The organism is Streptococcus ovis DSM 16829 (genome assembly GCF_000380125.1).
Taxonomy (GTDB): domain Bacteria; phylum Bacillota; class Bacilli; order Lactobacillales; family Streptococcaceae; genus Streptococcus; species Streptococcus ovis.
The window spans coordinates 39,317-60,142 of the sequence record NZ_KB904563.1 but is presented as its reverse complement, the minus strand read 5'-3'; the positions used below and the strand labels follow the sequence as shown (position 1 = coordinate 60,142).

Genomic DNA, 20,826 nt, shown 5'->3' with positions numbered 1-20,826 from the left:
GACATAGCTCTAGACAAGTTGAGCGTTAAAGCATACGAAGATCCATTTTCGGATGGAGGTTTCAGAACAAGATAAAAGCCCGTTGTTACGGGCAATAGTCAAGTAATAGAAGCATAACCCATAACCTGAACAACGTTCAGCGAGCGTCTTTAGACGCTGCTGGAGTTTAACGGCTTATAGCCGGTGTACAAGCCACCCGTTTTCACGGGTGGTTATGACTTGTTTTTGAATTGTCAAGCGAAACACAGTGGTTGCGAGCTTGGACAGTCTGGAGTTGGGCGGTCCAAGCTTGTCTCCTAGAAATTCAAAAGAGACAATACTGGCTTTGTCAGTTTTCGTGTTCCTCCAGCACAGTTCATTAAGTGTTTTTGCACCAATGAGTCCTGTTGAATGCTTCAAGGTGTTTGAGCCTTGAAGGTGGGAAATCGTGAGTTATAAAGCAAGTGTCGAAAACGGTCTGGAAGCCCTTTTTAATTTGGGAATGAAGTTTATAAAGCAAGTGTCAAAAAGCTTTAGGAAGAGCTCCGTTTCAGTTCGAAGGCTTAAAAAAATACGAGAGGGGAGAGAAATCGAATTCTTACGAATGACCGATTTCTCTCCCACTCTCTTTTTAGGATATTTAACGAACGGGTTGCATTGCATTGCGAATATTGTATTTTTTCTTGAGGAGATAACGAAGTCCGAAGGCTAGAGCACCGATAACAATAGTCGCTAGTGGTGGTAGAACAGGATTGATGCTTGTTGGAATGAGGCTTGCCAAAAAGAAAATGGCAGACCATGCGATAGTGGCCACAAAAAGCAACAAGATTGCTTTTCCAAGTTTTGGACGATTTTTACCGTCTGCCATGTGGCGATAAACATAATGATACATCATGTAAATGCCTGCCCCCACTCCAAATCCGATGATTAGGAAGGTCAAGAGTCCGTATTGTGTTCCTTGACGAAGCATATTCATGACACCATTGACAACACCCAAGATAGCGATAATGAGGAGACTGGAATCTAACCACATAAGCCATGGATTGTCATTTTCAGGTACTGCATCGATTTCAGATGCTACCTCAGATTGGCTTCTAGCCCAATCACTGGGAGCTCCAAAGAGGGTACGTGCAGTGATTCCTCTTTTTTGATTTTCCAAAATGCTAGGTAAGATTTCTTCTAACAGAGCCTTGATTTCCTCGTCAGACTTTCCATCTTTAATCAGTTGATTGGTCGCGATATGGATAAATTCTTGATTTTTCTTTGTTAGTTGTTGTAAATCCATTCAAATACTCTCCTAAATGTTATTAGATTAAAACCATTTTTTATAAATAAAGTAGATAATGAAGGGAACAGTCGCTCCAAACGATAGGGCAATCACAATCCAAAAAGAAAAAGGATTTTCACTGAGTGGAATCGAACTATTTAGCACATTCATACCGTAAGCAGAGAATACCATGGTTGGGATTTCTAGCAAAATAGTAAATAGAGCTAATGTTTTCATGATAATATTCTGATTATTAGCAATGATGGATGCAAAGGCATCAGACATTCCAGTCAAGATATTGCCGTAGATATTGGCCATCTCTAGCGCTTGTTGTGTATCAATTAAGGTATCTTCTAGTAAATCTTCGTCCTCTTCGTATTTTTTCAAAATACGTGAGGAAGTAATCAGCTTTTTGACAACACGCTCATTGGTTTTTAGAGAGGCTTGGAAATAGACCAGGGTCTTCCCTAGCTCCATGAGTTCGATTAGTTCCTCATTTCGAGTTGATTCATGGAGACGTTTTTCAACGTTTTCACTCTTTCGGTCAATCTGCCGAAGGGCAGTAAGGTAACTTCCAGCATTGCGATAGAGAATTTGAAAAACAAAGCGAGAACGCATAAAAGTGAAGAAATTACGTTGCCGTTGCGATAAAAAGTGGTCAATCAATGGTAATTCTTGCAAACTCGTTGTAATAATCGCATCCTCAGTTAGAATAATCCCTAAAGGAATAGTAACGTAGTAGGTTTTATTATTCCGTTCTTCTAAAATAGGGACGTCAACAATGATGAGTTTGTATTCATCTTCAACAGAAACACGAGAAGTCTCCTCGGCATCTAGAGGAGCTCGCAAGTCAGCGATATCAATACCATAGTGTTCTGCAATTTCCATTGACTCACTCTGTGAAGGGTTTACCAAATTAATCCAAGAACCTGGCTCATAGGTTTGAATTTCTTCTAAATTAGTCAGTGTCGACAGAAAAATCTGTTTCATCTTTAAACCCTCCTCAGTTTGTTTTGCGCTTTCAGGCGTACCCCCTATTATAACAAAAAAGATGCTAAAGGAAAAGGATTTTTAAGAATTTGTGGTATAATAATCATTACGTTAAAAGGGGACAATATGCAAGATAAAATTGTGATTCATGGGGCGCGAGCCCACAATTTAAAAAATATAGATGTGACGATTCCACGTGATAAATTAGTCGTTGTGACTGGGTTATCGGGTTCTGGAAAATCTAGTCTGGCTTTTGATACCTTGTATGCGGAAGGTCAGCGTCGTTATGTAGAGAGCTTGTCAGCATATGCTCGCCAGTTCTTGGGAAATATGGAAAAGCCAGATGTGGATTCGATTGAAGGGCTTAGTCCCGCCATTTCTATTGACCAGAAGACGACTTCTAAAAATCCACGTTCAACAGTGGGAACAGCAACAGAGATCAATGATTATCTCCGTCTGCTCTATGCGCGTGTCGGGACACCTTACTGTATCAATGGACACGGAGCTATTACGGCTTCTTCTGTTGAGCAGATTGTCAATCAGGTCTTGGAATTGCCTGAACGAACACGGATGCAAATTTTAGCACCTGTCATTCGTCGAAAAAAAGGTCAGCACAAAACCGTTTTTGAAAAGATTCAAAAGGATGGTTATGTCCGAGTTCGGGTCGATGGAGACACCGTTGAAGTGTCAGAGGTACCTGAGTTAGAAAAGAACAAGATGCATACGATTGACATCGTGGTAGACCGCTTGGTCAATAAAGAAGGTGTTCGTTCTCGTCTCTTTGATTCGGTTGAAGCCGCCCTTCGCTTAGCGGATGGCTATGTTATTATTGATACCATGGACGGAAATGAGTTGCTCTTTTCTGAACACTATTCCTGTCCTGTCTGTGGGTTTACAGTGCCTGAGTTAGAACCCCGTCTCTTTTCGTTCAATGCACCTTTCGGATCTTGTAGCGAATGCGATGGTTTGGGGATGAAACTGGAAGTTGATCTCGATTTGGTGGTGCCAGATGCGACTAAAACACTGCGAGAAGGTGCGCTTGCACCGTGGAATCCGATTTCTTCCAATTATTATCCGCAGATGTTGGAACAAGCCATGACCCAATTTGGTGTTGACATGGATACACCGTGGGAAAAATTATCTGATGCTGACAAGGATTTGGTTTTGTACGGTTCAGATGGAAAAGAATTCCATTTTCATTATGAAAATGAGTTTGGCGGAGTACGTGATATTGATCTTCCCTTTGAAGGGGTGGTTTATAATATCGAACGTCGCTACAAAGAGACAGCCAGTGATTACACACGCAATGTCATGCGGGCTTATATGAATGAATTGACGTGCCAGACTTGCCATGGCTATCGTTTGAATGACCAAGCTTTGGCGGTCAAGGTAGGTGGTGAAGAAGGGCTTCATATCGGTGAAGTATCTGATTTATCAATTTCTGATCATCTTCAATTACTAGAAGGATTGACCTTGTCTGCCAACGAAGAAACGATTGCAACTCCGATTCTCAAAGAAATTAGAGACCGTCTGACATTTTTAAACAACGTGGGTCTCAATTACCTCACTCTGTCACGGGCAGCAGGAACCTTATCCGGTGGAGAGAGTCAACGGATTCGCTTGGCAACGCAGATTGGTTCTAACTTATCAGGGGTACTCTATATTCTGGATGAACCTTCAATAGGACTACACCAACGGGACAATGACCGCCTGATTGCCAGCCTCAAGAAGATGCGTGATTTGGGCAATACTTTGATTGTGGTAGAGCACGATGAAGATACTATGATGGCGGCGGATTATCTGATTGATATGGGGCCGGGAGCTGGTGTATTCGGTGGGGAGGTTGTAGCAGCTGGGACACCGAATCAAGTGGCTAAAAATAAGAAATCCATTACTGGTCAATATCTATCTGGTAAACGTGAGATCCCTGTTCCGTTGGAGCGTCGTGTGGGTAATGGCCGCTTTATTGAAGTGACCGGTGCGCAAGAGCATAATTTACAGAATATCACGGCACGTTTTCCACTTGGAAAATTCATTGCAGTCACAGGAGTCTCTGGTTCTGGTAAGTCTACGCTGGTGAATTCTATTTTGAAAAAAGCCATTGCGCAGAAACTCAATCGTAACTCAGAGAAGCCTGGTAAATTTAAGACGATTTCAGGCATTGAACATCTAGATCGCTTGATTGATATTGATCAAAGCCCGATTGGACGGACACCGCGTTCGAATCCTGCGACTTATACTGGGGTCTTTGACGATATCCGTGATTTGTTTGCTAAGACCAATGAAGCCAAGGTTCGTGGTTACAAGAAAGGGCGTTTCTCCTTCAATGTCAAGGGAGGACGTTGTGAAGCTTGCTCTGGTGATGGGATTATCAAGATTGAAATGCACTTCTTGCCAGATGTTTATGTGCCTTGTGAAGTCTGCCATGGTACGCGCTACAATAGTGAAACCTTGGAAGTTCATTACAAGGAGAAAAATATTGCGCAAATCTTGGACATGACGGTCAATGATGCGGTGGAATTCTTCAAACATATTCCAAAGATTGAGCGGAAACTCCAGACCATTAAAGATGTAGGTCTAGGCTATGTGACTCTAGGACAACCCGCTACGACTCTTTCAGGAGGAGAAGCGCAACGGATGAAGTTGGCTTCTGAGCTCCACAAACGCTCAACTGGTAAATCTCTTTATATCTTGGATGAGCCAACGACAGGTCTCCATACAGAAGATATCGCACAACTCCTCAAGGTCCTGTCTCGTTTTGTTGATGATGGGAATACCGTCCTTGTGATTGAACACAATCTGGATGTAATTAAAACGGCTGATCATCTGATTGACCTTGGTCCAGAAGGCGGTATTGGTGGCGGTACCATTGTTGCGACTGGAACGCCAGAAGAAGTCGCGACAAATCCAGCCAGCTTTACAGGACAATATTTGAAGCACAAACTTGAAAAATAAGCATGAAAGAACAGCCGGAGGGTTGTTCTTTTTTAGTGCTACATGTCGGTATCTCTCAGTATTGTTGGGCTTTCACAAAAGAATAGTTTTGATATCCGTTTTTGTACTATTTGCTGAATGGTATGTTCAATGAAACACTCTAAAAGTTGTTTGGAAACTCTTTTGATATGGAGAAGGGGCTTTTTCTTTTCCACCTAGCAATACCTGTCTTTTCGTGGTAAAATAGTGTCAAGAATGATTTGGAGGTACCAGATGACTTATTTAGAAAAACGGTTAGCAAAATTTGAAACAGTACTCAAGCAGTCGGATGTTGATGGGGTTTTGGTGACCAATTTAACCAATATTTATTATTTAACAGGTTTTCATGGAACGAGTGCAACAGTCTTTATCAGCGGTCGTCGTCGGATATTTGTGACGGATGCTCGCTATACCTTGATTGCCAAAAAAGTCGTCACAGGCTTTGATATTTTGGAAACACGCGATGCGATGGCTGAAATTGCTAAGGTTATTGCAGAAGATGGTTTGAAAAAAATTGGTTTTGACAGCCAAGTAACTTTCCACTACTATCAGCAATTAACCACAGTCTTTTCAAACTACGAGCTGGTACCGATGACCGATTTTATAGAGCAGTTGCGGATGGTCAAGGACGATCAGGAAATTGCCACAATTCGCAAGGCTTGCTCCATCTCTGACAAAGCCTTTATGGATGTGTTGGACTTTATCAAGCCTGGTGAGACTACGGAGCTTGCTGTGGCCAATTTCTTGGATTTTCGAATGCGAGAGTATGGAGCGTCAGGGATCTCTTTTGATACGATTGCCGCAAGTGGATACCGCTCTGCCATGCCACACGGTGTTGCTAGTGATAAGGTGATTCAATCTGGAGAAACGCTAACCTTGGATTTTGGCTGTTATTACCATCATTATGTCAGCGATATGACGCGTACCATTCATATCGGTCAGGTGACAGATGAAGAGCGGGAGATTTATGACATCGTCCTCAAAGCTAATCAAGCCTTGATTGAGAAAGCTAAAGCAGGGCTTTCCTACCGTGATTTTGACGCCATTCCGCGTGCTGTTATCAACGAAGCGGGTTATGGGGAACATTTTACCCACGGGATTGGTCACGGGATTGGTCTTGATGTGCATGAAATTCCTTACTTTGGTCATTCAGATGAGAAAATCCAAGCAGGCATGGTATTAACAGATGAGCCAGGTATTTATTTAGAGGGAAAATACGGTGTCCGAATCGAAGATGATTTGCTGATAACCGAGACTGGTTGTGAAATTTTAACATTGGCCCCTAAAGAATTGATTGTTATTTGAGAAAACAGAAGATTTGTGGTAAAATAAAACGAATAAATATTTTTTTGAAGAGGTAATACTACACATGGTAGATGCAAGTAAATTAAGATCTGGTATGACATTCACAACAGACGATGGTCGTCTTCTCCGCGTTTTGGAAGCAAGCCACCACAAACCAGGTAAAGGGAATACCATCATGCGGATGAAATTGCGTGATGTTCGTACAGGTTCAACCTTTGATACAACGTATCGTCCAGACGAAAAATTTGAGCAAGCCATTATTGAAACACGCGTTGCAACTTATTTGTACCAAATGGATGATGTGGCGTATTTCATGGATACAGAAAGTTTTGATCAATATGAGATTCCAACTGTCAATGTTCAAGAAGAATTGCTTTACATTCTTGAAAATTCAGAAGTAAAAATTCAATTTTACGGTACAGAAGTCATTGGGGTACAAGTTCCAACAACTGTTGAATTAACTGTTACAGAAACACAACCATCCATCAAGGGTGCAACAGTAACTGGTTCTGGTAAACCAGCAACACTTGAAACTGGACTTGTTGTAAACGTGCCAGACTTTATCGAAGCTGGTCAAAAATTAGTCATTAACACAGCAGAAGGTACATACGTATCACGTGCTTAAATCGGGTTTTCCTAGAAAGGATTTCGAATGACAACAGAAAATCTTGGCGAAATCGTTATTGCACCTCATGTTTTAGAAGTGATCACTGGAATTGCTTCAGCAAAGGTGGAGGGCGTTCACTCGCTTCATAACAAACGAATTGCAGACGGGCTTTCAAAAAAAGCTCTAAATCGTGGTGTCTACCTTCAAGCAGATGAAGAAGGTCAGTTGACTGCAGATATTTATGTCTATTTGGAATACGGTGTCAATGTACCTGCAGTATCCATGGATATTCAACGTGCTGTAAAAACTGCGGTGTTTAACTATGCAGATGTGACGGTTTCGGCAGTCAACATCCATGTAGCTGGTATTGTACCAGTCGAAACACCAAAACCAGAATTAAAAGACTTATTCGGTGAGGACTTCCTCGATGAAGAATAAAGAATCGAGAAGATATCTGCGTCAGTGTGCTTTACAGGCTATCGTTTCGACAGAATTTGGACAAGATCCGCTTCAAGCTGCACAATTTTCCTATTTATATGATAAGGAAGAGGTTGAAGATGGTGTAGAAATTCCTCTTTTTCTCCTTCAGCTAGTGACTGGAGTTTCAGAACACAAGGCTGAGTTGGACAAAGAGTTGGCTACACGTTTAAAATCTGGTTGGACCCTAGATCGTTTGACAACAATTGATAAGAGTTTGTTGCGTTTGGGCTTGTTCGAAATTCGTTATTTTGAAGAAACGCCTGCACGTGTTGCTGTGAATGAAATCTTAGAATTGGCAAAAGAATTTTCAGATGAGACTTCTGTGAAGTTTATAAACGGGGTATTAACGCATTTTGTAACAGAATAAATAAAGAAAGAACGAGTAAGACCTTGTTCTTTTTTTGTGCATAGAAATCTATTGTGTATTTGCTTGACAAAGTGCATTGATAGGTTTAAAATAAATATATAATAAATTTCGATATATAATTATAATTAGTATATGAAGGGGGTGGGCAGATGCATTTTCCAGTATCTTCAACCTTGGTTGAATTTTTGGTTCTAGCTATTGTAGATGAGCAAGATTCTTATGGCTATGAGATCAGTCAGACGATAAAATTAGTTGCGGCGATTCGAGAGTCGAGTCTCTATCCGATTCTCAAAAAGCTGGAACAATCAAATTATGTCACAACTTACAGTCAGGAACATCAAGGTAGACAACGGAAATATTATGCCATTACAGCTGAGGGTAAGGAGTACCTACAATTTCTCAAAGAGGAGTGGCAGCAACATACAGACACATTGGCAGATATTATTGAAGGGAGAATTCGGAAATGAGAAGAGAGGCGTATTTGATAGCATTGGAGGGGCATCTCAAAAAACTGTCTAAGTCAGATGTTGAGGATACCATGCGCTACTTTAGAGAGTTGTTTGATGATGCAGGTCCAGAAGGCGAAGAGGAGTTAATAGCTAGTTTAGGCGATCCCAAAATCGCTGCATCAGATGTAGTGGGAGACCTGCTTGATAAGAAGATTGAAGAAGCAAAGACCTATAAGGATAAATTAGGAGTGGTTCGATTTGCCCTCTTAGCCATTGCGGCAGCACCAGTTGGGTTTATCGTGCTGCTGATTTTATTGTTAATCCTTTTTACAATCCTTGCCTTCTTTGTAGCTATTTTGATTGCAATATTTGGTGCAGCAGTAACGATGTTGGGTCTCTGCGGTGCCTTCTTATGGGAAAGTGTGACGCATTTCCAAACGTTAGGGATTTTATTCTTTAATCTTGGAGGAGCACTTGTCAGCCTAGGATTAGCTTTGCTTGTCTTTATCATTGGAGTTTGGGCAAGTAAGTGGGTTGGACGAGGGATTGTTCGCTTGGCACAGTGTGTGTATAGAAAGGTGGAGAAAAATGGCTAAATGGCAAAAAAATCTAGCAATCTTTGCTGCAGGCTGCTTGTTAGCAGGGGGTGTGACAATCGGAGTTGGTGCACTGACAGGCGGTGTTCAAGATGTGAAAGACATTTATATAGCTCCAGCACCACCACCAAAAGAATTTAAGACAGAGTATGATAAGATTAGCGGACTGGATGTTGACTTTACCAGTTCAAATGTTCTAGTTGAAGTGGCGGATGTGGATCAGATTACGGTTATTCAGACTGTTGATGACAGGCAATTGTTTGACTTGACGGGGAAATTGGTCACCACTGTGGAAAATGGTATCTTGAAAATGAAAAATGAACCTGTCCGGCCTAAGGAGAATGAGCCAGACATTGATACAGATATCCTAGGTGTCTTTACTTACTTTAGAAAAGACCGGTATGAATGGACGGTACCTGTTGTCATTCAAATCCCTAAGGAAGTGGTGCTGGAGCAGGTGAATGCCAAGTTGAGTGCAGGTACTTGGCTGAGTCTGAACGATGCCGAAATCAAAAATGTGAATGTTCAAGCAGAACCGCAAACTGTCGTTACTCTTAATAATGTGATTGCCCATCAAATCAATGGGGAGGGAAAAGGACAGTTTAATATTTTTGAAAGTTATGTAAAGTCAGGAAAAATTAGCGCGAAAGACTTTCTCAACATTTCAGCAAGTAAGTTGCAGAATGTCTCCCTGTCTATCCTTTCTACTTCATCTATCGATTTTACAGAGAGCATTTTAAAAGATAGCCAAGTGCATGCTGAAGTAGGTTATTTGTATCTGTCTGGTATGACCTATCTCGGTAAAGTTGATGTTGAAAATAAAAATGGCATCATTCGGCTGATACAACTGTCCAATATGGATTTACTCAATCTAAACTTGACAGCAGAGCCTGGAAACATCACAGTTGATTTGAACGATTTGCCTTATACTGAAATTATGGATGAGAAAAAATCGACCTATCAGCACAAGGGGAGTCAGGTGCGTTCAGATGTAACCATCAAGGTGCAAAAAGGAGACATTGAACTGATAGATTGGGCAGAAGATGACCCTCATCGTCCAAAATGGATGAAAGATGAGGCACCAGATTTTAAACGATTTGAATAAAGTTGTTTATCATAGAAAAAACAGTTTGAGATGATTCTCAAACTGTTTTTAAATACTTTGACCAGGCAGTAAAGTAATGGGTAATACGTAATCTTTACTCGTTTTTTCACCCGCAATTTTTTTGAGAAGAATTTCGACAAGGAGGCTGGCGATTTCTTTTAATGGTTGTTTAATAGTGGTTAACTGTGGGTAGAAATTCTCAATAAAGGTCGTTCCATCATAGCCGATAATTTTCAGATTGTCAGGAATAGATAAACCGAGTTGCTTTGCCACCTTTATTGTTAAAATAGCCGTTAAGTCATCAGAGACAAAAATCCCATCTGGATGGTGGTTGGAGATAATGGATTTGATTTCGAGTTCCCGACGCATATTGGACAGGTTATTTGGAACGTGGATGACAGGAGCACTTTTTTTATTTAAGTGATAGGAAAAACCCAGCTGGCGTAAACCGGTTGGAGAATCAGAGTCGTCCTTCCCAGTAATCATAATGATATTTTGACACCCATGCTTTTCAAGTGTACTAGCTGCTAGCTTTCCCCCTTCGAAATTATCAGAGGAAATGATTGGAATATGTGGCGCGAGATTACGGTCAAAAGCTACAATTGGAGCTTCCACACGCTCGTAATCATCAATGCCTAGATTATGGCTAGAAGAGATAATACCGTCTACTTGATTGGCAGAGAGCATTTCTAAATATTCCTTCTCTTTTATGGGATTGTTTTCACTATTGCAGATAATCGTTTTGTAGCCTCGTTCAAAGAGTTCGATTTCCAGTAATTCAATCAGTTCAGCATAAAAAATATTACTGATGTTTGGGAAAATCAGCCCAATGAGTTTGGCAGACTTTCCTTGTAGACCACGAGCGAGATTATTAGGTTTGTAGCCTAACTCTCGCATGGCAGTCTGCACTTTCTCGATGGTTTTCTGAGATAGGTAGCCTTTTTTATTGATAACTCGTGAGACGGTTGTTGGGCTGACCCCTGCCAATTGAGCAACGTCTGTTAATTTTGCAACCATATTAGTATTTTAACTCAAAGTAAGTACCAGTCGGTTGGCCAGCTAGTAGCTTGATTCCTGTCTGACCAGCTTCTGGGAAGACACGGCTAGTAAATACCTTCTCTCCTTTATTGATAAAAATTTCGATAATGGATTTGTCAACGAAAATCCGGACTTGTGTTTTGTTAGTTGTGATGTCGCATTGTCGTGTCGTTCCGAAATCAGTAGCATATTGGACACCAGCTTGACTTCTATCTAGAGTCACTTTACCATTTATTGTATCGACAATCAAGCGCAAACCATTCCCTTTCGTATCAGCAAATAAGAGGAGTTCTCCAATTTCATTGGCTGGAAATGTCAAGTCTAATTCGTAACAATTATCCGTAGTTGTTTTTTCAACAAATGTTTCTTCGGTAGAGCGCAATTCCTTGATGGCTTCAACAGGATATTGGTATAGTTTGCCATCACGAATGGACAATTCCTTGACAAGACTCATTGCTCCTTGATAATCATACTGATCTGTTGGGTAATCAACATCTGGTCCTCCAATCCAACTAACGATCAAGGCCCGGCCATCTGGGGCATTGAAACCTTGAGTGGCGTATGCTTCAAATCCATAGTCTAGGTTTTGGATTTCTGAAGCGCCTTTCAGAATGGCATTTTGGGTGTCAAACGATTGACAGATCTTATAGGTGTTAGGATAGATGTTGTCATAGTTGAGTTCAGACTTGTCTAGGCCTTGCGGACTATAAAGGAGTACGGGATGGTTGTCTACGAAGACCAGATTTGGACATTCAATCATGTACTCGGAGCCTTTGCCACCGAACTCCAGGTTTCCGATGAATTCCCATTGTTTAATGTTGTTATTGGTAGCTTTATAGAGTTTAATGAAACCAGATTTTTCTAAACTTTGAGCCCCGACTATAGCATAGAATTGCCCTTGATAGTCGAAGATTTGTGGATCACGGAAATGTTCAGTTACATCATCTGGTTGTTGGATAAGGACCTCTTCAAATTTTTCGATGTGGCCCTCCTTGTCCATCCAAGCACCGATTTGAAGAGGGTCGCGGACCCAATTTTCGTCACGGACATTTCCTGTATAAAAGAGAAATAGTTTGTCGTCTATTTCATAAGCAGAGCCAGAATAAGCACCATGGCTATCATGAGGATGATCGGGTAACAGTACCACTCCAGTTTCTGTAAAGTGAACGAGGTCTTCAGACTCCGTATGAACCCATTGCTTTAAACCGTGGGCGGCACCAAAAGGCCAGTTTTGATAGAAAAGACTAAATTTTCCATTGAAGTAGGAGAAACCATTCGGATCATTTAATAGACCGGTTTTGGGTTCAATATGGTAGGTGACATGCCAAGGGGATTTAGCCACATTCTCTTTGATTTTGGTTATTTCATCAGCAGTCCAGTCGGCATAGGCTTTGTAACGAATTTCTTGAGGTAGATTCATAATGTTCTCCAGTCAATCTAAAGTTCTTTACTATATAGTAAACGTTTTCTCTTAAAAAATCAACGATTTCACGTAAAAAATAAAAATTTCTGCAAAACGTTTGACAGAATAGAAAAAAATGATATAATAGGAACATAGAAAGTTTTGAAAACACTTTCACTCAAAAATATTTAAGGAGATTTTTGCAAAATGAACAATACAGAAATTGCAAAAAAAGTCATCGATGCTATCGGTGGAGTTGAGAATGTCAATAGTGTAGCTCACTGTGCGACTCGCCTCCGTGTGATGGTGAAAGATGAGTCGAAAATCGACAAGGATACAGTCGAAAATATTGAAAAAGTACAGGGTGCTTTCTTTAACTCAGGTCAATACCAAATCATCTTTGGTACTGGTACAGTTAACAAAATCTATGATGAAGTCGTAGCACTTGGCTTGCCAACTTCAACTAAGGCTGAAATGAAAGCAGAAGCTGCCAAACAAGGAAATTGGTTCCAACGAGCTATTCGTACCTTTGGTGATGTTTTTGTACCAATCATCCCAGCTATCGTAGCAACCGGTCTATTCATGGGGCTTCGTGGTATGTTCGCAGCATTTGGGATGCCTTTGGAAGGTGATATAGCTACTTATTCTCAAATCTTAACAGATACAGCCTTTATCGTATTGCCTGCCTTGGTAGTATGGTCAACTTTCCGCGTATTCGGTGGAAACCCAACAATTGGTATTGTACTGGGTATGATGTTGATTGCTGGTCAATTGCCAAATGCTTGGGATATTGTTTCAGGTAAAGACATTAAACCAATGGAATTCTTCGGATTTATTCCAGTTGTAGGTTTGCAAGGTTCTGTATTACCTGCTTTCATAATCGGTATTGTTGGTGCTAAATTTGAGAAGGCAGTCCGTAAAGTCGTTCCAGATGTTCTTGACCTTTTGGTGACACCATTTATTACTCTCTTGGTGATGTCTATCCTTGGACTTTTCGTGATTGGACCCGTTTTCCATGTGGTTGAAAACTATATCTTAGCTGGAACAAAAGCCCTACTTGCTTTACCATTTGGCTTAGGTGGCTTCCTTATTGGTGGTGTTCACCAAGTTATTGTTGTATCAGGTGTACACCATATCTTTAACATGCTTGAAATCCAATTAACAAGTAGCTCATTAGCCGAGACTGGGATGGCTGCTAACCCATTCAACGCGATTATCACAGCGGCAATGACGGCTCAAGGTGCGGCAACTGTTGCAGTTGGTGTGAAGACAAAAAATCCTAAGTTGAAAACACTCGCTTTCCCAGCTGCTCTGTCTGCTTTCCTCGGTATTACTGAACCAGCTATCTTTGGTGTCAACTTGCGTTTCCGTAAGCCTTTCTTCCTTTCATTGATTGCTGGTGCTATTGGTGGTGCCTTTGCTTCTATCCTTGGTCTTGCTGGTACAGGTTCTGGTGTTACAATTATACCAGGTGCTACTCTATACGTTGAAAACGGTCAATTACTTCAATACATCTTGATGGTAGCTGTATCATTTGCACTTGGTTTTGCCTTAACTTACATGTTCGGTTATGAAGATGAAGTAACTGAAGGAGCAACTCCTGTAAAAAAGTCTGAAGTGCAGCCAGCAGTATCAAATCCAGTAACTCCTGTTGCTGACGAAGTGCTTGTTTCTCCACTCTCTGGTGAAGTGGTAGAATTGGCAAATGTGAATGACCCAGTCTTCTCATCAGGTGCAATGGGGAAAGGTCTTGCGGTAAAACCATCTGAAGGTGTAGTGTATGCCCCAGCTGATGCAGAAGTGACTATTGCCTTTGAAACTGGTCATGCTTATGGCCTAAAAACTGCTTCTGGTGCTGAACTTCTCATTCACATCGGTATTGATACAGTATCCATGAATGGTGAAGGTTTTGAAAAATTGGTTGCAGCTGGTGACAAGGTTAAAGCGGGGGTACCGCTTGCGAAATTTGATTCTACTAAAATTGCGGCCGCAGGTTTGGATGATACTACAATGGTCATCGTAACGAATACAGCGGACTTCACAACAGTGGAAGGCCTCGCTCAAGGAACTGTTGCACATGGTGCAGATTTCCTTAAAGTTGCAAAATAATGATGAAATCATAAAGAAAAAGGCGATTTGCCTTTTTCTTATGTTTCGTGCTGTGATATAATGGAGACAATAAAACAAAAGAGGTTCGATATGACAAAACTATATGGTAGCCTAGAGGCGGGCGGAACAAAGTTTGTATGTGCAGTAGGAGATGAAACGTTTCAAGTTGTTGAGAAAACGCAATTTCCAACAACGACTCCATATGAAACGATTGAAAAAACAGTGGCTTTCTTTAAAAAATATGAGAAAGATTTAGCAGGGATTGCCATTGGTTCATTTGGGCCGATTGATATTGATAAAAATTCACCAACCTATGGCTTTATCACGACAACGCCGAAGCCACATTGGGCAAATGTCGACTTGTTGGGCTTGATTGAAAAAGAGTTTTCGATTCCTTTCTATTTCACGACAGATGTCAACTCATCTGCCTTTGGGGAAATGATGGTTCGTAAAGGTGTGGATAGCTTGGTCTACTATACTATTGGAACAGGTATTGGTGCAGGTGCGATCCAACGAGGTGAATTCGTTGGAGGTACTGGTCATACAGAAGCAGGCCATACCTATGTGGCTCCTCATCCTTATGATGTAAAACATGAATTTGTGGGAGTTTGCCCATTCCACAAGGGATGTTTGGAAGGTTTAGCTGCAGGTCCTTCCTTGGAAGCACGTACTGGTATTCGTGGAGAATTGATTGAGCAAAATTCAGATGTCTGGGACGTACAAGCCTATTATATTGCGCAAGCGGCAGTACAAGCAACCATGATGTATCGGCCTCAAGTCATCGTATTTGGTGGTGGTGTGATGGGGCAAGAACACATGTTGAAACGAGTCCGTGATAAATTTACAGCTCTTCTCAATGGCTATCTCCCAGTACCAGATATGACGGAATATATCGTTACTCCAGCTGTCTCTGGAAATGGTTCGGCAACCTTGGGAAATTTTGCTTTAGCAAAACAAATTTCAGAATAAATATGATCGAAATAGGAAGAAGCTGGTCGTAAGGACTGGCTTTTTATTTACGAATAGATTGGTTTTTGATATGATGACTATAAGAAGATGAAAAGAGGAACGAATCATGGGACAACCATTGTTTTTACAATCAGTTATGCAGGAAAAAATTTGGGGTGGAACACGTCTGAAAGAACTGTTTGGTTACGCGGCACCAAGTGACTCTATCGGGGAATACTGGGCAATTTCTGCTCATCCAAACGGGGTGTCTGTTATCGAGAATGGCCCGTTTGCGGGTCAAGCATTGGATAAAGTCTATGCAGAGCATCGTGAATTATTTGGGGACAGTAAAGATCCTGTATTTCCCTTATTGACAAAAATTTTAGATGCGAACGATTGGCTTAGTGTGCAAGTGCATCCAGATGATGCCTATGGACTGGAACATGAGGGAGAACTAGGAAAGACAGAATGCTGGTACGTGATTGCTGCTGATGAAGGGGCAGAAATTGTCTACGGTCATCGGGCGCGTTCTAAAGAAGAATTGCGACAAATGATTGAGTCTGGACAATGGGAAGACTTACTAGTACGTATACCTGTAAAAGCTGGAGACTTCTTTTATGTCCCAAGTGGGACCATGCATGCGATTGGTAAGGGGATTTTGATATTAGAAACCCAACAATCAAGTGACACAACTTATCGGGTCTATGACTTTGATAGGCAGGATGCAGCTGGAAATCTTAGAGATCTGCATATTGATCAGTCCGTAGATGTGATGACAATTGGTCAAGTAGCCAATAGCCATCCAGATACGATTGAATGTTCAGAAGTAGCAGTGACCACCTTTGTCAGCAATGAATTTTTCACAGTGTATAAGTGGGACCTTCATGGTGAAATCACTATGAAAAGAAATGCACCTTACTATCTATGTAGTGTCTTGGATGGAGAGGCAGTATTGTCAGTAGATGAACAACAATATCCTATCGAAAAAGGAATGCATTTCATCTTACCAACGGACTGTGATAGTTGGTCATTAAAAGGAGAGGCGGAATTGATTGTTAGTCACCCATAAATGTAGGGAATTCTTGAAATCTCCATAAAATTGTGGTACAATAAATCATTGAACTGAAAAAAATATAGGATGAGTAATATGGCAACAAATATTCTTCGTTCTCTCATTGAAAACGACAAGGGAGAATTGAAAAAATTAGAAAAAATGGCGGATAAGGTCATTGCATACGCAGATGAGATGTCAGCCTTGTCTGACGAAGCTTTGCAAGCAAAAACGGTTGAGTTTAAAGAACGCTATCAAAAAGGCGAAACCTTAGATGATTTATTGTATGAGGCTTATGCAGTAGTCCGTGAAGCTTCAAAACGGGTATTGGGTTTGTATCCTTATCCAGTGCAGATTATGGGGGGGATTGTCCTTCATAATGGTGACGTTCCAGAAATGCGGACTGGGGAAGGAAAAACCTTGACAGCGACGATGCCGGTTTACCTCAACGCTCTTGCAGGAGAAGGGGTACACGTTGTCACGGTCAATGAATACTTGGCAACGCGTGATGCGACTGAGATGGGTGAGCTATATTCTTGGCTTGGTTTGTCTGTCGGCATCAACTTAGCTGCAAAATCTTCGTTTGAAAAACGCGAAGCTTATGAATGTGACATTACCTATTCAACCAACTCAGAGATTGGATTTGACTACCTTCGTGACAACATGGTTGTCCGTGCAGAAGATATGGTGCAACGTCCGTTGAATTTTGCCTTGGTCGATGAGGTGGACTCAGTCTTGATTGATGAGGCGCGGACACCTTTGATTGTGTCAGGTGCGACTAGCTCAGAGACTAACCAACTCTACTTTATGGCGGATCAATTTGTCAAAGGTTTGGAAAAAGATGATTACATCATCGATGTCTCTACAAAAACGATTGGTCTATCTGATGCAGGGATTGATAAAGCAGAGAGCTTCTTCCGTTTGGAAAACCTGTATGACATCGAAAATGTGGCTCTTACACACTTTATCGACAACGCTCTACGTGCCAACTATATCATGATTTATGATATCGATTATTTGGTAAATGAAGAGCAGGAAGTCATGATTATCGATCCATTTACTGGACGTACCATGGAGGGCCGTCGCTATTCAGATGGCTTGCACCAAGCGATTGAAGCTAAAGAAGGTGTGCCTGTTCAAAATGAATCGAAGACGAGTGCATCTATTACCTACCAAAATATGTTCCGTATGTACAAGAAATTGGCAGGGATGACAGGTACGGCTAAGACGGAAGAAGAAGAGTTCCGTGAAGTGTACAATATGCGCGTGATTCCGATTCCGACAAACCGTCCAGTTATTCGTGAGGATCATGAAGACTTGCTTTATACCAATTTAGAGTACAAATTTAATGCGGTTGTGGCAGATGTAAAAGCGCGCTATGAAAAAGGACAGCCGGTCCTTGTTGGTACTGTTGCGGTGGAAACGTCTGACTATTTGTCACAACGTTTAGTAGCAGCAGGTGTTCCTCATGAAGTGTTGAATGCGAAAAATCACTACCGTGAAGCGCAAATCATTATGAATGCTGGACAACGTGGTGCAGTAACGATTGCGACCAATATGGCAGGTCGTGGTACCGATATCAAGTTAGGCCCTGGTGTTCGTGAATTGGGAGGCCTTTGTGTTATTGGGACAGAGCGCCATGAGAGCCGTCGTATTGACAATCAGCTCCGTGGACGTTCAGGACGTCAAGGAGATCCAGGTGAATCTCAATTCTATCTCTCATTTGAAGATGATTTGATGAAACGTTTTGGTTCTGAACGTATCAAAACCTTTATGGAACGGATGAATCTCAGTGAAGAAGAGTCTGTTATCAAGTCTAAGATGTTGACACGTCAAGTAGAAGGTGCTCAAAAACGTGTGGAAGGGAACAATTACGATTCTCGGAAACAAATCCTTCAATATGACGATGTCATGCGTGAGCAACGCGAGATTATCTATAGTCAACGTCATGATGTGATTACTTCAGACCGTGATTTAGCTCCTGAAATCAAAAGCATGATCAAACGAACCATTGATCGTCAAGTGGATGGTCATAAGGCAAGTAAGCGAGAAGAAGCACTTGAAGCGATTCTACATTTTGCGCAAACTAGTCTTGTTGCTGAAGAGTCTATTCAACTTTCTGATTTGGAAGGCAAAACTGACGAGCAAATCAAACAAGATTTGTACGAACGAGCTCTTGCAGTTTATGATCGGCAAGTTGAAAAATTACGCGATGAAGAACGTGTGAAAGAATTCCAAAAAGTTCTGTTACTTCGCGTAGTGGACAATAAATGGACAGACCATATTGATGCACTGGATCAATTGCGCAATGCGGTTAGCCTCCGTGGATATGCTCAAAATAACCCTGTTGTTGAATATCAATCAGAAGCCTTTGCGATGTTCAATGACATGATAGGTGCGATTGAGTTTGATGTGACACGTTTGATGATGAAGGCGCAAATTCATGACAATATTGAGCGTGAACGTGCCGTACATGAAGCACATACAACAACTGTTAAAAATATTGTTCCAGGTAAGGCAAGTGCAGGTGCTTCATTTGAAGGTGTGGACCGCAATGACCTTTGTCCATGTGGATCAGGTAAGAAATTTAAGAATTGCCACGGCAGAGCCTAAGGGGTAATAAAAAGGAATAAGGTCTAGGAGTTTATCCTGACCTTTTTTGAAGAATATGATAATAGGACATGGAATAGATTTACAAGAAATCGCAGCCATTGAGCGTGCCATTGAAAAACATCCTCGATTTGCTAGAAAAATTCTGACTGACAAGGAAGAAGAAATCTTTTTACAGTTGAAAGGCAGAAGGCAAATCGAATTTTTAGCAGGGCGCTGGTCTGCTAAGGAGGCTTTTTCGAAAGCTTTGGGAACGGGTATTGGAAAACTTGGATTTCAAGATATTGAAATTTTAACAGATGGAAAAGGAGCACCGCTCGTTACGGTTTCGCCTGTCGCAGCAAAGGTCTGGGTGAGTATTAGCCATTCAGGTGACTATGTTCAAGCCAGTGTAATTTTGGAGGAAGAGAATGAGAGCAAGCATTCATAGACCTACGCAGATACAAGTAGATCTTCAAGCCATTTCATATAATGTAGAACAAGTTGTAAGCCATTTGCCCCACTCAAGCAAGGTATTTGCGGTTGTCAAAGCAAATGCTTATGGACATGGTGCAGCAGCAGTTGCAAAAACATTGGTAGAACAAGTTGATGGTTTCTGTGTCTCGAATATTGATGAAGCGCTGGAATTACGCCAAATAGGGATTCAACAAGATATTTTAGTTTTAGGTGTTGTCCCTGTCAGCGCAGTGTCTCTCGCAAAAGAAGAAAATATTCTATTGACGGTCGCTAGTGCAGAGTGGCTGAATCAAGTAGATGAGCAGGATTTGTCTGGTTTGCGTGCACACATAAAAGTAGATAGTGGAATGGGCCGAATCGGCTTTCGAGATAGTCTAGCTGTGAATCATGCAATAGAATTTTTAGAGAACAATGGAACGCTTGTCGAAGGAATCTTTACCCATTTTGCAACAGCTGATGAAAAAGATGAGACACAGTTTAACGAGCAATTAGAAACATTTAAGAATTGTTTATCTGAGTTAAAAAAACAGCCTCCACTCGTCCATGCAAGCAATTCAGCAACCAGTATTTGGCATTCAGAGACAATTTTCAACATGGTTCGGTTGGGGGATATTATCTATGGATTGAATCCTAGCGGACATGAGTTGGATCTCCCATACCCAGTTGTACCAGCTCTTCGCTTGGTATCAGAAATAGTTCATATCAAACAGGTTCCAGCCGGGAGCTTAATTGGATATGGTGGGACCTATGAAAGTAGTACTGATGAATATATTGCGACCATTCCAATTGGCTATGCGGACGGCTATACTCGTGCTATGCAAGGTTTTCGCGTATTAGTGGATGGAAAGGAATGTCCTGTTGTCGGACGTGTGTCAATGGACCAAACGACTATACGTTTGCTCCAATCCTATCCACTAGGAACGGAAGTTGTGCTGATAGGGCAATCTGGTCAAAAAGAAATATCGGCACAAGATTGGGCAGACTACATTGGAACGATTAATTATGAGGTAGTTTGTCTGCTATCGGACCGGATTCCTCGGTTTTATGAAGACTAAAAAAACTGGGGTTTCCCAGTTTTTTTCTATAAAGACTTG

Annotated in this window: 18 protein-coding genes; 14 read left to right on the top strand and 4 right to left on the bottom strand. The window is 41.4% G+C overall.

Annotation, left to right across the window (positions count from 1 at the left end; translation table 11 throughout):
* Nucleotides 1-619 precede the first annotated feature (619 nt).
* The gene (locus tag A3I9_RS0101880; RefSeq protein ID WP_018377393.1) at nt 620-1,264 is read right to left on the bottom strand and encodes a DUF1129 domain-containing protein; all 645 of its coding nucleotides are present in this window, start codon (nt 1,262-1,264) and stop codon (nt 620-622) included.
* 27 nt (nt 1,265-1,291) lie between these two features.
* A complete protein-coding gene (locus tag A3I9_RS0101875; RefSeq protein WP_018377392.1) occupies nt 1,292-2,236 on the bottom strand; it encodes a magnesium transporter CorA family protein in 945 nt (314 codons plus the stop codon).
* A 126-nt stretch (nt 2,237-2,362) separates the two neighbouring features.
* On the opposite strand from A3I9_RS0101875, the gene uvrA reads away from it, so the two are divergent.
* From uvrA to A3I9_RS0101835, 8 genes are all read left to right on the top strand, one after another.
* Nucleotides 2,363-5,191 carry an excinuclease ABC subunit UvrA gene (gene uvrA / locus A3I9_RS0101870; RefSeq protein WP_018377391.1) on the top strand — a complete coding sequence of 943 codons (2,829 nt, stop codon included), beginning with the start codon at nt 2,363-2,365 and terminating at the stop codon, nt 5,189-5,191.
* A 252-nt stretch (nt 5,192-5,443) separates the two neighbouring features.
* Nucleotides 5,444-6,514 carry a M24 family metallopeptidase gene (locus A3I9_RS0101865; protein ID WP_018377390.1) on the top strand — a complete coding sequence of 357 codons (1,071 nt, stop codon included), beginning with the start codon at nt 5,444-5,446 and terminating at the stop codon, nt 6,512-6,514.
* 64 nt (nt 6,515-6,578) lie between these two features.
* Complete coding sequence (efp, locus tag A3I9_RS0101860; RefSeq protein ID WP_018377389.1) at nt 6,579-7,139, top strand: elongation factor P; 561 nt, start codon at nt 6,579-6,581, stop codon at nt 7,137-7,139.
* 27 nt (nt 7,140-7,166) lie between these two features.
* The gene (locus tag A3I9_RS0101855) at nt 7,167-7,559 is read left to right on the top strand and encodes an Asp23/Gls24 family envelope stress response protein (RefSeq protein WP_018377388.1); all 393 of its coding nucleotides are present in this window, start codon (nt 7,167-7,169) and stop codon (nt 7,557-7,559) included.
* Nucleotides 7,549-7,968 (top strand): transcription antitermination factor NusB, encoded by a 420-nt coding sequence (nusB, locus tag A3I9_RS0101850; protein WP_018377387.1) that lies wholly within the window; start codon nt 7,549-7,551, stop codon nt 7,966-7,968. Before A3I9_RS0101855 ends, nusB begins: the two co-directional genes overlap by 11 nt.
* A 149-nt stretch (nt 7,969-8,117) precedes the next feature.
* A complete protein-coding gene (locus tag A3I9_RS0101845) occupies nt 8,118-8,435 on the top strand; it encodes a PadR family transcriptional regulator (RefSeq protein WP_018377386.1) in 318 nt (105 codons plus the stop codon).
* The gene (locus A3I9_RS0101840) at nt 8,432-9,013 is read left to right on the top strand and encodes a DUF1700 domain-containing protein (protein ID WP_018377385.1); all 582 of its coding nucleotides are present in this window, start codon (nt 8,432-8,434) and stop codon (nt 9,011-9,013) included. Before A3I9_RS0101845 ends, A3I9_RS0101840 begins: the two co-directional genes overlap by 4 nt.
* Entirely contained in the window at nt 9,006-10,118 is a 1,113-nt protein-coding gene (locus A3I9_RS0101835; protein WP_018377384.1) for a DUF4097 family beta strand repeat-containing protein, read from the top strand. The genes A3I9_RS0101840 and A3I9_RS0101835 overlap by 8 nt, the downstream gene beginning before the upstream one ends.
* Nucleotides 10,119-10,166: 48 nt before the next feature.
* Here A3I9_RS0101835 and A3I9_RS0101830 read toward each other — a convergent pair whose 3' ends face one another.
* Both A3I9_RS0101830 and A3I9_RS0101825 read right to left on the bottom strand, forming a co-directional pair.
* Complete coding sequence (locus tag A3I9_RS0101830; protein ID WP_018377383.1) at nt 10,167-11,135, bottom strand: LacI family DNA-binding transcriptional regulator; 969 nt, start codon at nt 11,133-11,135, stop codon at nt 10,167-10,169.
* A 1-nt stretch (nt 11,136) separates the two neighbouring features.
* A complete protein-coding gene (locus A3I9_RS0101825) occupies nt 11,137-12,576 on the bottom strand; it encodes a sucrose-6-phosphate hydrolase (protein ID WP_018377382.1) in 1,440 nt (479 codons plus the stop codon).
* A gap of 189 nt (nt 12,577-12,765) precedes the next feature.
* Between A3I9_RS0101825 and A3I9_RS0101820 the strand changes: the two genes are divergently transcribed.
* The 6 genes from A3I9_RS0101820 (at nt 12,766) to alr (ending at nt 20,787) form a co-directional block, all read left to right on the top strand.
* Entirely contained in the window at nt 12,766-14,667 is a 1,902-nt protein-coding gene (locus A3I9_RS0101820; protein WP_018377381.1) for a sucrose-specific PTS transporter subunit IIBC, read from the top strand.
* Between the two features lie 90 nt (nt 14,668-14,757).
* Entirely contained in the window at nt 14,758-15,636 is an 879-nt protein-coding gene (gene scrK / locus A3I9_RS0101815) for a fructokinase ScrK (RefSeq protein WP_018377380.1), read from the top strand.
* Nucleotides 15,637-15,742: 106 nt separating this feature from the next.
* Nucleotides 15,743-16,684 (top strand): mannose-6-phosphate isomerase, class I, encoded by a 942-nt coding sequence (manA, locus tag A3I9_RS0101810; protein ID WP_018377379.1) that lies wholly within the window; start codon nt 15,743-15,745, stop codon nt 16,682-16,684.
* 78 nt (nt 16,685-16,762) lie between these two features.
* Nucleotides 16,763-19,279 (top strand): preprotein translocase subunit SecA, encoded by a 2,517-nt coding sequence (secA, locus tag A3I9_RS0101805; RefSeq protein WP_018377378.1) that lies wholly within the window; start codon nt 16,763-16,765, stop codon nt 19,277-19,279.
* A 55-nt stretch (nt 19,280-19,334) separates the two neighbouring features.
* Complete coding sequence (gene acpS, locus A3I9_RS0101800; RefSeq protein ID WP_018377377.1) at nt 19,335-19,706, top strand: holo-ACP synthase; 372 nt, start codon at nt 19,335-19,337, stop codon at nt 19,704-19,706.
* Nucleotides 19,687-20,787: an alanine racemase gene (alr, locus tag A3I9_RS0101795; protein ID WP_018377376.1), complete on the top strand. Its 1,101-nt coding sequence runs from the start codon at nt 19,687-19,689 to the stop codon at nt 20,785-20,787. The genes acpS and alr overlap by 20 nt, the downstream gene beginning before the upstream one ends.
* Nucleotides 20,788-20,826 lie beyond the last annotated feature (39 nt).